The organism is Deltaproteobacteria bacterium (assembly GCA_016180855.1).
GTDB lineage: Bacteria > UBA10199 > UBA10199 > JACPAL01 > JACPAL01 > JACPAL01.
On sequence record JACPAL010000012.1, the window covers coordinates 13,077 to 25,709 of the forward strand.

The 12,633-nt window shown below is 51.7% G+C and carries 15 protein-coding genes; 1 reads left to right on the top strand and 14 read right to left on the bottom strand.

The annotated features are described in order from the left end of the window. The 12 genes from HYT77_06875 to coxB all read right to left on the bottom strand — a co-directional run bounded on the left by HYT77_06875 (position 1) and on the right by coxB (position 9,317). Complete coding sequence (locus HYT77_06875; protein MBI2067717.1) at positions 1 to 525, bottom strand: cytochrome c3 family protein; 525 nt, start codon at positions 523 to 525, stop codon at positions 1 to 3. A gap of 105 nt (positions 526 to 630) precedes the next feature. After that, on the bottom strand, positions 631 to 951 hold the full coding sequence (locus HYT77_06880) for a cytochrome c (GenBank protein MBI2067718.1): 321 nt from the start codon (positions 949 to 951) through the stop codon (positions 631 to 633). Positions 952 to 1,175: 224 nt separating this feature from the next. Then, the gene (locus HYT77_06885) at positions 1,176 to 2,231 is read right to left on the bottom strand and encodes a cytochrome bc complex cytochrome b subunit (GenBank protein ID MBI2067719.1); all 1,056 of its coding nucleotides are present in this window, start codon (positions 2,229 to 2,231) and stop codon (positions 1,176 to 1,178) included. After that, positions 2,228 to 3,046, bottom strand: a complete 819-nt coding sequence (locus tag HYT77_06890) for a cytochrome c3 family protein (GenBank protein ID MBI2067720.1) — start codon at positions 3,044 to 3,046, stop codon at positions 2,228 to 2,230. Before HYT77_06890 ends, HYT77_06885 begins: the two co-directional genes overlap by 4 nt. After that, on the bottom strand, positions 3,034 to 3,282 hold the full coding sequence (locus HYT77_06895) for a Rieske 2Fe-2S domain-containing protein (protein ID MBI2067721.1): 249 nt from the start codon (positions 3,280 to 3,282) through the stop codon (positions 3,034 to 3,036). The genes HYT77_06890 and HYT77_06895 overlap by 13 nt, the downstream gene beginning before the upstream one ends. A 161-nt stretch (positions 3,283 to 3,443) precedes the next feature. Beyond that, positions 3,444 to 4,568 carry a hypothetical protein gene (locus HYT77_06900; GenBank protein MBI2067722.1) on the bottom strand — a complete coding sequence of 375 codons (1,125 nt, stop codon included), beginning with the start codon at positions 4,566 to 4,568 and terminating at the stop codon, positions 3,444 to 3,446. Next, on the bottom strand, positions 4,565 to 5,308 hold the full coding sequence (locus HYT77_06905; protein MBI2067723.1) for a cytochrome c3 family protein: 744 nt from the start codon (positions 5,306 to 5,308) through the stop codon (positions 4,565 to 4,567). The genes HYT77_06900 and HYT77_06905 overlap by 4 nt, the downstream gene beginning before the upstream one ends. A gap of 260 nt (positions 5,309 to 5,568) precedes the next feature. Next, positions 5,569 to 6,120 carry a heme-copper oxidase subunit III gene (locus tag HYT77_06910; GenBank protein MBI2067724.1) on the bottom strand — a complete coding sequence of 184 codons (552 nt, stop codon included), beginning with the start codon at positions 6,118 to 6,120 and terminating at the stop codon, positions 5,569 to 5,571. A 17-nt stretch (positions 6,121 to 6,137) separates the two neighbouring features. After that, complete coding sequence (locus HYT77_06915; GenBank protein ID MBI2067725.1) at positions 6,138 to 6,401, bottom strand: hypothetical protein; 264 nt, start codon at positions 6,399 to 6,401, stop codon at positions 6,138 to 6,140. After that, positions 6,398 to 6,985: a cytochrome c oxidase subunit 3 gene (locus HYT77_06920; protein ID MBI2067726.1), complete on the bottom strand. Its 588-nt coding sequence runs from the start codon at positions 6,983 to 6,985 to the stop codon at positions 6,398 to 6,400. Before HYT77_06920 ends, HYT77_06915 begins: the two co-directional genes overlap by 4 nt. After that, positions 6,982 to 8,547, bottom strand: a complete 1,566-nt coding sequence (locus HYT77_06925) for a cbb3-type cytochrome c oxidase subunit I (GenBank protein ID MBI2067727.1) — start codon at positions 8,545 to 8,547, stop codon at positions 6,982 to 6,984. Before HYT77_06925 ends, HYT77_06920 begins: the two co-directional genes overlap by 4 nt. An 86-nt stretch (positions 8,548 to 8,633) precedes the next feature. Next, positions 8,634 to 9,317, bottom strand: coding sequence for a cytochrome c oxidase subunit II (gene coxB / locus HYT77_06930; GenBank protein MBI2067728.1), 684 nt, complete (start codon positions 9,315 to 9,317; stop codon positions 8,634 to 8,636). A gap of 240 nt (positions 9,318 to 9,557) precedes the next feature. Between coxB and HYT77_06935 the strand changes: the two genes are divergently transcribed. Further along, positions 9,558 to 10,106: a DUF4143 domain-containing protein gene (locus HYT77_06935; protein MBI2067729.1), complete on the top strand. Its 549-nt coding sequence runs from the start codon at positions 9,558 to 9,560 to the stop codon at positions 10,104 to 10,106. A 6-nt stretch (positions 10,107 to 10,112) separates the two neighbouring features. Here HYT77_06935 and HYT77_06940 read toward each other — a convergent pair whose 3' ends face one another. Both HYT77_06940 and HYT77_06945 read right to left on the bottom strand, forming a co-directional pair. Further along, entirely contained in the window at positions 10,113 to 11,285 is a 1,173-nt protein-coding gene (locus HYT77_06940; protein ID MBI2067730.1) for an acyl-CoA dehydrogenase family protein, read from the bottom strand. After that, a complete protein-coding gene (locus HYT77_06945; GenBank protein ID MBI2067731.1) occupies positions 11,282 to 12,580 on the bottom strand; it encodes a 2-oxoacid:acceptor oxidoreductase family protein in 1,299 nt (432 codons plus the stop codon). Before HYT77_06945 ends, HYT77_06940 begins: the two co-directional genes overlap by 4 nt. Positions 12,581 to 12,633: the final 53 nt, after the last annotated feature.

Genomic DNA, 12,633 nt, shown 5'->3' on the forward strand with positions numbered 1-12,633 from the left:
TCACCGATGACACGAGATACAATCCACAGAGGCTCCTTGCCTCTGATGGCACTCAAGACAGTTTTCCATTAAAAGATCCTTTGGCGCCGTCGTCGGAGGTTTGTTCCTTTCCTCCATTTTGCCGTGACACTCCTCACAGGAGACCTTTCCAAATGTGACATGTCTTTGATGCGAAAAGTAAACATGGTCTGGCATGCGCGTGAGACGACGCCAGGGGATTTTCCCCTCTTTCTCGGCATACTCGCGCACCTTGGCCTCCTCGGGTTTTTCGGAAAGAGGTGCCGCATGACACCCGAGACAGATCTCTACAGGAGGGAGGGTTGCGAAGGCTTGGGTTTCCACCCCTGTATGACAGTGGTTACACTCCAGTTTCAGCTCCGTTACGTGAAGCCTGTGATTGAAGGCAATCGGTTGCACAACCCGTTGTTTGAATCGATGCACCCCTGCCAGAATGGCGAGAAGAGCGATCAACACAATCACCACAAGAACGATCTTCCCCTTTAATTTTCTTTGACTATCAGACATTATACTTAAAAATAGTGGGCAATGGCGGGAAACAACATGACCTCACTCATCGACCTGTATGAGAGAGATCATGCCCAATACAGCAAGTGGGTCTTTATCAACCTGTTAGAGTCCCTTGAGGTATTGGACAACCTCGGCAATCAATCCATCATCAAGTTTTCCCTTAAAGGCGGGCATTTTTCCGCCAATGCCGTCGGTAACGCTCTTGATGAGGTCAGCATCCACTTTGGCCTTGGTGTCGTCCGTAAGATCGAGTTGTTTCAGCTCCACCTTCATCCCTTTGACCATCGGGGCGCTCCCCTTGCCATCAATACCGTGACAGACCTTGCATTTGGCCTCGAAGGTTGCCTTCCCATCGGCAAAAGCCGAAGGGGTAACGGCGGTGAGGAACCAGAGAATCCCAATGATCAGTGATATCTTTTGCATGAACCCTCCTTGGTTTGTTTTCAAACCCCTTTGTCAACAGACCGCTAAATAGAGAGCTTTTCCCGTCTTTTGAATATGATCTTCCTCGCCTCAGGGGATGATTATTATCAGGAGCACCTCTGATATCAGTGATGTGTCTCAAAATAGGCGATCACGAGGAGCGATGCCAGAAAGAGGATCGAGACGATAATCATGACTCGACGTTTGGCATTGAGTGACATCATTTAAACAAGCGCCTCCCACACGGTTAAGATGATTAAGGTCACGACGGCTATCACCCCGAGCCAGATGGAAAAATCCCGGTTTGGAAATTTTTTGGCAAGACCGCTCTCAATAAATGGCCAAAAGATGAGAAGGGCGTAGGCGGCACCGGTCCCCAACACCCCAACCTGGAGCGAGGTCAGTTTCAACCACCGAAAGGTAAAATAAAAGTACCACTCCGGCTTGATATGTTCCGGCGTCAAGAAAGGATCGGCAGGCGGCCCGAGCCGCGCGGGAAAAAACACCACCAAAAAGGTAATCAGGAGCGTGAGACACATCCCGATAATCACCTCCATCAGGAAGTGATTTGGAAAGAACGGAAAGTGCCTCTCCGGCTTTCCCTTGTCCTCTTCAAACTGAAACTCGGTCACTCCCAACAAACGAATCAGCGTGATATGAACGACTAACAGAAGCGTCAGGCCGAGCGGCAAGAGCATCGTGTGAAAGACGAAAAATCGCGTCAAGGTATTCTCCTCCACACTATCTCCACCTCGCATAAAGCGAGCCAGAAAATCGCCAAGTAACGGCACATTCTGCGTGATGTTAGCCGCCACCGTTGCCCCCCAGTAAGAGAGCTGCTCGTAGATAAGGGAATAGCCGGTAAATCCAAAACCGAGCGTACAACCCAAAATCAGGCAGCCAATCATCCAGTTGAGTTCGCGCGGCTTCCGATAGGCCCCCGTAAAGAAAATACGAAAGACGTGAAGGATGACTGCAATGATCATCAGATTGGCCGCCCACTTATGGACACTCCGGATAACCCAGCCAAAGTGGATGTCGTAAGTGATCCGTTGAATGCTTGAATAGGCATGGCCCGGTTCTGGAACGTAATAGAATGTGAGCAAGATGCCTGTGACAACCTGGATCATAAAAAGGTACGCCGGCGTTCCACCGAGTGCAAACCACCAGCGCTTGAGATGGTGTGGAACCGGCTCGCTCGTCACCTTGGTAAAAAATTCACCCGGAATGGGGATCGAGACCTTCAGCCAGTCGGTTAATTTTTTGAAAATCGGTTTCACTCTTCCTCCAGTGATCGGTGAAGCTTGATCAAAAGGAGAATGAAGAGAATGAGAAAAAGTCCGACCAGCGATCCAATGGCCCATCTCTTCTTGACCTTTTTCCAAAGTGCGGCCGTCTCCTGTTTCATCACCTCGAGATTGGTGAGGACCAACTCGGTTTTTTTCTCGATCTCCATCACATCAAGCGTGTGTGTCATTTGATGGAGTGCGTTGCGCTCGGCAAACAGTTTCTCTTCAAATTTGCGGACCGGCATTCCACGACGGTCAAGCTTGTGGAACGTCGATTTCATTTTTTGAAGCTCCAGCTCGGCTGAGATAAACGCCTGTTTCATTTTTCGACCGTTCTCATACGAATGACATTGCGAACAGAGCGTCTCATCGATGAGATCAAAGGAGGCCCGTTCCACATCGTGACTCTTATGGCACGTGACACAACTTGGCCCAATCCCTCGGCGAAATGCTGAATAATGAGGGCTCTTTTTGTAGTTTTCCATGACACCGACGTGACATTTGCCACAGAAATCCGGGATTTCTTCAGGTTTTGGCGAACCGACAAATCCCTTTTCAGGATTCATCGCCAGAGCCTCGTCGTTGGGATCTCCACCATGGCACCCTTCACAGTTGTTTCCCAGCTGGGCGTGAATGCTCTTTTCCCAGAGGCTGACCGGTTGCGCCAGCTCCCCCCCCATCTCACGATGGCAGGAGAGGCAGACGCTGACTTTTGCCGGTTCTTCAGCGAAACTCAAGTTAGGCAACAGAAGCAGGAGAACGAATATCGCCCCCCTTAATTCAAGGGGAGATATCACGAGACCCATACCTCATCCTCCTTCTCTTCCAATCGAAGTCGTTCCAACCCCTTGGGCGGTGGCCCAGAGACCACGCTCCCGTTCACATCAAACCGGGCCCCATGACAGGGGCAGAGAAACTCATTTTTCACCCCTTCCCAGGTCACAAGACAACCCAAGTGGGAACAGACCAGCGAAAAAGCGGCGTACCCCTCGGTACCATGGATCACCACCGCCGGCCCTCCCCGGATATGAAATCGCTTCATCCCGCCGGGTGGGAGTTCGTTCTTGAGAATCTTAATGGTTTCACCCCCCTTCTTTTTTGAAGGAGGGATCAGATAGGAAAGAACGGGATAGAGGATACTCCCGGCAAAGATTGAACCAAGGAAACCGAGCGAGATTCCCAAAAATCGGCGGCGTGTCGGTTTCACGGTAAGATCAGGCTCCCACCCCCGAGATCGACCCTCATCTCGGTCTCCTGGATCAATCGGGGTTGATAAAGATAATAAAGTCTTGCCGAGATCTCCAAGGCTCTTTCCTGTGGAACAAAAAAGGTGAAATGTTCAATCTTTTCCTCTCCCGGTTTGAGACGGTTATCCTCCTTGACCTTAAACGCCTTGAGAAAAAGATCGGAGTCTCGCGTGATCCTGTTCCCTGCCTTGTCAACCATGATCTTCTGGTAGATTCTTTCCTCTGAAACCAATGTTGTCCCGCCGCTTGTCACCTGGAGTTGGAGGATCAGTTTTCGTGTCGGCATGCCAGTCGGAACCTTGTGCCCCGAACCGACATTCTTGAGCCTCACCACCGCATGGACCTTATCGCCCGAACGCCTTGCCTCACCGATCGTGATCTCCACCGCCTTTTTCACCTGTTCGATCGAATGCCCCCCGACCGCCTCGTGACTATTAATATAAACCTCTTTAACCGGTTTAACACGCAGAGGGACGGGTGACCCTTCAATCGCAGGCATATGACACGACTGACATTCCCTCCCCTCGCGGCCGAATGAACTCTCCCTCCATTCGGAATAGGTCTCAAAGATCGGGGCGCCGAGGTCGTTGGTGTACTCGTGGCAACCGGCGCAAAAGACAGATTTTTCGAAATGGGGAGCGCTCTCGATCGGGTGAAACGGTGAACTGATCCCTTTGAGAGGACCCCATTTCTTTTGGGTCAACTCTAAAACAAACGGATCTTTGGCACCCAAACGAACCTCTCGGACCCGGTGGCAAAAATCACAGCTGACCCCCTGTTGGATCATCGGCTCTTCGATGTCCTGACCTTTGATAAGGCGCGAAAAAGGGGCATGGCAGGAGAGGCAAAGAGAGTCACTCTTTCCCCTCGTCTCCCTCGAGGTCTCAATAAAAATAGGATAAAAGATCGGGTCCGAGACGGCGTTGGCATGCATCGATCCCTTCCATCCTTCATAGATCGCCTCATGACACTCACCGCAGACCTTGGCAGAGGTAAACCCTCTTTCCTTAAGTTTTGAAGAGCGTTCTTCCCCCCACGAGGGAATCGCGAGGAGGAGGAGTATAACGAATAGGGGTTTCATTGAATCCTCCATCGGTGTGGTGCGTGACAAGCGGTGCAACTCAGCTCCTTGGAAAAGAGGGGATGCCCTCCCTTCAGATCAGAGTGGCATGTCATGCAAAGCTCGCGATCTGGGCGGATTTTTTCATGAGGCTTATGACAGGTGGAACAGTCAAAGGTCGACATGGGGGCTTCTTCGGGAAAACTCTCTTTCCCAACCTGAATTTTTTGATGACATTCAAGGCAAGTTTTCCGATCGGGTCGGAGTTCCTCTGACTTGGCCAAAAAGTGATGACAATCGGTGCAGTGCATAAAGGCCATTTTTTTGCCAGGTCCTTCCACCTTGTCGGTGTGACAATCGATACAACGATCGGTCGGTTTAATAAAATTATGAACGCCTCCCATATGACAATCCAAACAATCAATCCCCGCCTTTTTAAAGTGAACCTGATGCCCCGCCGTTTCACCAATCAACTTCCATTGAGGATCCTGACTCAAGTGACACCGGGAGCAGACCTTATGATCGAGTTCCGGATGGCGAACAACCTCTTTGGGTTGCTGTGTAAAATAAAACCAGACTTGATGAAGACTCGCTGAAAGTGGTTGTTTGTGACATTCATGACAAGAGACAAGATGATGAGGAGAGGTGCTCCATTTTTCAAACGGCTTTTGCATGATGTGGCACGACTGGCAGAAGCGTGCATCGTGTTGAACATAATCATAGGAACGATAGATAAATAAACTCGACAGGGCGATGAACATAGCGATTCCTGCTAAAAGGATTTTTCGCATTTCACAAATTCCACAGCATTATTCATTTTGCATTATGATTGTCATCATACAATTTTTCCTTTGAGATTTCACATCCCTTTGTATGTCTGATCCACCACAGAAATGCAGCAATAAAGAACAAGGGTAACAAGGTAAGCAAAATCGTCGTGCCGTAATAGGCCATCCGCGACTCCTCTTTTGACGAGAAACAGACGGCACAGGCCCAAAGAGGAGACGAGACAAAAAAAATGCTAAAGAAGGTAAAGGGCCACATAGATGACAGGCCACAGTAACACAACAAAGAACCAATAGATCCGGCAAAGGGCGAGTAGGGTTCCGGCGTTTCCCCTCTCAATCCGTCGGAGCCTCCAAAGGACAAAGAAAAGCAACAACAGCGCCACGACGACATGAAGCCCATGCATGCCGACAATCATATAAAACGTCCCCCCGTAAACATTCAGGGCCGTCGTAAGTCCGAACTGGATCAAACGGACCCATTCAAAACCTTGCAGGCCGAGAAAGGCAATCCCGAGCAACGCTGTTATCCCAAGAAAGGTCGAGATTTTTTTGATCCCTGCCTCGCGAAACGAACGGACGGCCATGTTCATCGTCCAAAGGCTTGCAAGAAAAAGTACTGTATTGACCGCGGTGGTGCCAACGGGGAGTCTCGGCTGTCCTACGGGGGGCCACGGATGAACCGACTCCCTCAAGATCCAGTAGGAAGAGAGGAGCCCCGCAAAAAACATGATCTCCGTAAGAATGACAAGAACGAGGCCAATTTTGGCCGATTCTTCCTTGATCATTTCACCCTCCCTCCTGGTTATCGACCTCTAATAATGTCCGGTACGAGTGCAAAATAAAGGATGAAGAGACAAACAACGCCACCCAACAGTATCCAGAGGATATACCAGGGTTCCCACTTGAGACGCATGTAGTAGGCCCCCACCAAAAACGCCTTGGCAACCGCGATCACAAAAATCAGGATCGTCGACAGGACGACATTTCCCCAAAAACCGAGGAGGAGACTTAGACTTAAGAGAAAAAGGAGAACGGCCCAGAGCGCGACGAGGATTTTTGGTTTCACGACGCCCCTCCTTGAGAAGCAAGATAGAGGAGCGGAAAGAGAAAAATCCAGACGACATCAACAAAGTGCCAATAGAGGCCGATCGATTCGATCCGGTGAGGAGTCCTTCCCTGACTCAAACCCCCCAAAATAACACCGTTGGCAACAAGCCCTCCAATGACATGAAGTCCATGAAGGCCTGTCATCAAATAGTAAAAACCCCAAAAAAGGCTACGGGACGGAACAAGCCCCGCATGAATCTCATGAGAGTACTCATACCCTTTGAAGCAGAGGAAGAGGAGGCCCAAGAGGATCGTCACTCCGAGATACCGTCGGCCCAAGGCAAGATCCCCTTTTTCAACAATAGAATAATGGGCCAGTATCATCGTAAGGCTGCTCGTCAGCAGGACAACCGTATTCACTGACCCGACCCACAGGAGAGTTCGACCGGCCTCCATTCCCCACTCAGGATGATTAAAGCGGTACAGGATGTAACAAACGACCAACCCACCAAAAACGACAATCTCGGAGGCAAGAAACCACCAGATTCCAAGACGCCAGACCGGAACCTCTACGGACGAATTGTGAGAGACGGCGTGATTCACGAGGCCTCCCCTTGGGAAAGCCAATCTTTTGCAGCCCCGGGAACGCTGTACTCATAGGGACCTCGGACAACAACAGGATCGGTCTCAAAATTTCTATGCCCCGGAGGGGAAGGAGCGATCCACTCCAGCGTGTTAGCCTGCCAGGGATTCGCCTCCGCAAGACGCCCCCGCCTAAGACTCAGAAAAAAATTAAGGATAAACGGAATCTGTCCCGTCAAAAGAATGATCAGCCCCACCGTCGCCAGGACATGGAGATGCTGAATGCGATGCAAAAATTCAAAGGCACTGGGATCGAAGATACGCCGGTGATGACCGGCAATCCCGACAGAGAAAAGGGGGAGAAAAGCGAGGTTAAAACCAATGAGCGTCAGCGTGAAGTGGACCTTGCCCCAAAATTCGCTCAGAAACCGGCCAAACAACTTGGGGTACCAATAATAGATCCCGGCAAAGGTGGCGAGAAACGTAACGGGGAAGAGGGTGTAGTGAAAATGGGCGACGACAAAATAGGTGTCATGAACGTAGATGTCCGCCGCTGTCGATCCATTCACGATCCCCGTAACCCCCCCCAACAAAAACTCGGCGATCATTCCGAGGGCAAAAAGCATCGCCGTCGAAAAGGAGATCGACCCTTTCCAAAGGGTGGCAATATAGGCAAACAGGGAAAATGCGAACGGAACGGAGATAAGAATCGTCGTGATACTAAAAGGCATCGCAAGCCTCGGATCAATGCCGCTGATAAACTGGTGGTGGGCCCAGACGACAAAACTCAAAACCCCGGCAATCAGTGTTGAATAGATAATCGGCCGGTAACCAAAGAGCGGCTTGCGTGAAAAGACCGGGAGGATCTCGGCAATGATCCCGAGCGCCGGAAGCAGCAGAACGTAGACCTCCGGATGGCCGAAGAACCAGAAAAGATGCTGGAAGAGGAGCGGATCGCCACCGGCGGCCGGAAGGAAGAATCCAACCTGCAGGGTCCGATCAGCGAGCAACATGAAGGCACCGGCAATCAAAGGACCAACCGAAAACATGAAGAGGATCGACGCCACATTGATCATCCAGACGAAGATCGGCATCCGAAAGAGGGCCATCCCCTTGGCACGCAGACTGAGCGTCGTCGTCATAAAGTTGATCCCTCCCATGAGCATCGACACAAACTCCAACGCGACGGCCAGGATCCAGAGATTCCCTCCCCAGACAACCCCCGTATAACCCGGTTCGGCCGAGAGGGGGGGATAGATCGTCCAGCCACCCGCAAACGCCCCGCCGGGGACAAAAAATGAAACAATGAGAACAACAGTGCTGAGGAAAAAGGTCCAATAGGAGAGCCTGTTGAGCCGCGGAAATGCCATATCCCGCGCGCCAATCATGAGGGGCAGCAGAAAATTGCCAAAACCCGAGAGAAGGATCGGCATCGCAACCCAAAAGACCATGATCGTCCCATGCATCGTGACAAACATGTTGTATTGATCCGGACCGACCTGTCCAAAGCCGGGGACCGGTTCATTCGGCCAGGCGAGTTGATGACGAAAGAGGTAGGCGAGATATCCCCCGACAAGGGCCATCAAAAGGCCGGTGATGAGATACTGTTTCCCGATCGTTTTGTGATCGAGAGAGAAAACATACCTTCTCCAGAAACCCTGTTTTTCCGTCACGGCACCTCCAAGAGAGCGGCTGTCTCTTCTTTAACCCACTTCTCAAAATCCGGCTGATTAAGGACATGCAATTCACCCTTCATCATTCCATGCCCGCTCCCGCAAAGCTCCGCACAGGCGAGTGGAAAAACGCCTGTCTGCGTCGCCTCAAACCAGCCCCGGATCGTTCTCCCGGGGACTGCGTCCTGTTTTAAGCGGAGGTGGGGAATCCAGAGACTGTGGATCACATCAGCCGCCTCCAGTTCAAAAACAATCTTCCGGTTCACAGGAACGACCAACTGATTAACAGCCTGGATGTCATCGGCGGAATCAAACTGCCCATCCGCCCCCGGGTGGGTGATATCCCAGACAAACTGCCTCCCGCGAACCCGGACCTTGTAGTCCGCAATCGGCAATTGCTGTTTAATCTCCTCCCAGACAGGGGCCTGAACAACCTCGATGGCAAGATCAAATCCGAGGATCAGGGCCACAGGGAGCAGAATCCAGGCTAGCGCCTTGAGGGAGGTCCCGGGCTGGTAGGTCGCCGATCGGCCGGGGCGCCGCCGATACTTGAAGATAAAAAAGAGAAAAACCACTTCCGCCAGGACAAACCAGGCACCGACGATATAATAGATGGTCCGGATGACATGATCGATCGCGCCGCCGTAGGTTGAGATGTTTTCGGGTAGCCAGTCCAGCATAGAGTCGTGTATTGATAGGTGATTTTACAAAAAACGATATGATTTAGATCATGAGAGGATGTGAGTTTTTATGATAATTTTTTTACCTTTAAAACTCCAAAAAAGCATGTAAAATGGAGTCATGTACGCCAGATTACTTCATCCGCCGAAGGATAAAAGCCTGTTCTTGTTAGGTCCTCGGGGGACCGGTAAAACGAGTTGGGTCAAGTCAACTTTTCCTTCCGCCATCTATCTTGACCTCTGAATATTTCGAACGTTGCTCGAGAATGTGCCATTGAGAGAAAGGTTGTTGAAAATTATTTTTCAATCCTCAAGGACTTGCTTATTTCTTATGAGCTTCCTGTTTTTTCCAAGAGGGCCAAGAGACGGGTGGTCTCTCATCCCAAATTTTATTTCTTTGATGTCGGCGTCTTTCGCACACTACGCCCGATGGGGCCACTGGATTCCCCCGAAGAGGCTGAAGGCCCCGCACTCGAAACTCTTTTTTTACAGGAGCTGATAGCCTTGAATGATTATTTGGACCTTGGGTATACCATCAACTATTGGCGCACTTCCAATGACCTCGAAGTCGACTTCGTCCTCTATGGAAAAAGAGGGATCAAGGCTTTTGAAATCAAACGAACCGGAAAACCCTCTCCCTCACACTTCTCCAGTTTGAAGGCCTTTCTCCGAGATTACCCGATGGCCCAGGCCTATTTTGCCTATGGTGGTGAACGAAGGATGAAGGAGAGAGAGATCCAGATCTGGCCAATCGCTGATTGTTTGCGGGATCTCCCTGGAATCCTTTGATCCAATTCACTTGAATGCAGAAATTCCTGTAATCTCCTGCCCTAAAATCAGCGTGTGGATGTCATGGGTCCCTTCGTAGGTGTAGACGCTCTCGATATTCATGAGGTGACGGATCACGGGATATTCGTCGATGATCCCGTTGGCACCGAGGGTCTCGCGGGCGAGACGTGCGATCCGTCGTGCCATCGCGATGTTGTTCCTTTTGGCAAGACTCACCTGCGTGTGATGAAGTTTCTCCTGCTCTTTCAGACGTCCGAGCTGGAGGGCCAGCAACTGAGCCTTTGTGATCTCGGTCAACATCTCCACCAATCGCTCCTGAACAAGCTGAAAGGAGGCAATCGGTTTGCCAAACTGGATCCGTTCCTTTGAATAGTTCAAGGCGGCCTCATAACAGGCAACGGCCGCCCCGATCCCGCCCCAGGCGATGCCGTAACGGGCCTGATTCAGGCAGGTCAGTGGCGCCTTGACCCCGAGCGCCTCAGGTAACCTGTTTCTCTCCGGCACAAGACAATCACTGAAGACAAGTTCGCCTGTATCCGAGGCTCGCAGTGAAAACTTCCCCTTCATCGCAGGTGCCGTAAAACCGTTCGTCCCTTTTTCAACGAGAAAACCGCGGACCTCCCCCTCCTGATCCTTCGCCCAGACAACCGCAACATCCGCAATCGAACCGTTCGTGATCCACATCTTGGCACCATGGAGCACCCACTGGTCCTTTTTCCTGACCGCCCGGGTGATCATGCCAGAAGGATCCGAACCATGATCCGGCTCCGTCAATCCAAAACAGCCGATCGCCTCTCCTTTGGCGAGCCGCGGGAGCCATCTTTTTTTCTGCTCCTCCGAGCCGTAGCGCCAGATCGGGTACATCACGAGCGAGCCGGTCACCGAACAAAAACTCCGGATGCCACCATCTCCCCGCTCTAACTCCTGAAGCAGGAGGCCATACGCCACACTGCCCAATCCCGCCCCTCCGTATTCCCTCGGAAGGCTCGCACCAAGGAACCCGAGGGCCGCCATTTTGGGAATCAGCTCACGCGGGAAAGTCCCCTCACGGTGATGCTCCGTAATAATCGGCAAGACCTCCTTCTGTACGAACTCGCGTGCCGCGTTCTGGACGAGGATCTCCTCTTCACTCAAGAGCCCCTCCATCTGGTAAAAATCAGGACAGGATAGTCTTGTCATAACCAGCTCCTTGCGATTTCCATCGCCTTTAAGTTTTCATTTCGAATCGCCTCATTTCTGATTTCACCGATCACCTCAAAAAACGCCTCTTGCGGGACCAACGGGACCAAACGGATCAACGATTGGAGTGCAGCCGTTATCAAGCTCTTGTTGGAAAACCGCTTGGGATCAATCGCGATAACCTTGGCCGGTGTCTCCAACGAAAGCCCCTCCCTCGCAATAACCAGTGAATTCTTCTCCATGACCGGCAGGACTTTTCGGACCTTCGCCAGACCCTCTTCCGAGAGGATAATGACGGCATCCGGTTTATCAACCCCCAGATATTCAACCTCCTCGGAACTCAAAATCATCTCCGAGACGGAGTGCCCCGATTGGACGGTGATCGGAAAATCATCCTTTTGCGAGACATGAAGCCCGCACTTGAGTGCGGCATTCCCGAGATAACCGGCCGAGGAGACGATCTTCATGCCGGCGCTCCCGGCAAGGATGAGTCGAAACGGCTCCTGGGGAAGACGATGTTCAAACTTCTTTGCGATCACAATCGGTCTCGTGACAGCGGTTTCCCCCTCCGATCCTTTTCTGCCGGCACGGAGTGTGCAACTGTATTCCGGCAGACACTCCTCCCTCAAAACGCCCAACTTCATCCCGAGCTTTTCAATCTCCGCCTCCATCGCCGGTTTTTTAAAATCGTTCATCGGCATGTAATAGGCGGTGCAGACCTCCCAGACATCGAGAAAAGCAAACCCCTCAGACCGCATCGCCAGGGCGATCGTTTCATCGAGGTCTTTGTCGAAGGCGAGTTTTCGCGCAACGAAAGGAGAACCGGCTGCCTCAACCAGTTTGGCCAGATCAAACCCACGTTCCAGATGCCCCCCCGGTGTCGTTCGCGTCTTTGATCCAAAAAATGAGGTGACGCTATGCTGGCCACCCGTCATCCCAAAGTTGAAGTTGTTAAATGCGATCACCTTGATGCCGATATTCCTCCGGGCGGCGTTGATGAGATGATGCCCCCCGATGCCACAGCCGCCATCTCCCACCATCACAAAGACATTGAGGTCGGGGTTGGCGAGCTTGATACCGGCGGCGTAGGTAAAGGAGCGACCATGGAGGCCATGAAACGTGTGGATGTTGAAGAAGCTGTCGACGAGCCCCACACACCCGATGTCGGAGACCATCACCGTTCGTCGTGGATCGGCCTCGACCTTTTGAAGCGCACGGTTGATCGCCTCGATCACCTGGACATGCGAGCAACCAGGGCAGAACGGATACGGCTTTTTCTCTTCATTAATGTACATAACTTAGTAACCTCTCAAAAAGGACCAGATGCAAGGCAGGCCGCCGAGGCGCG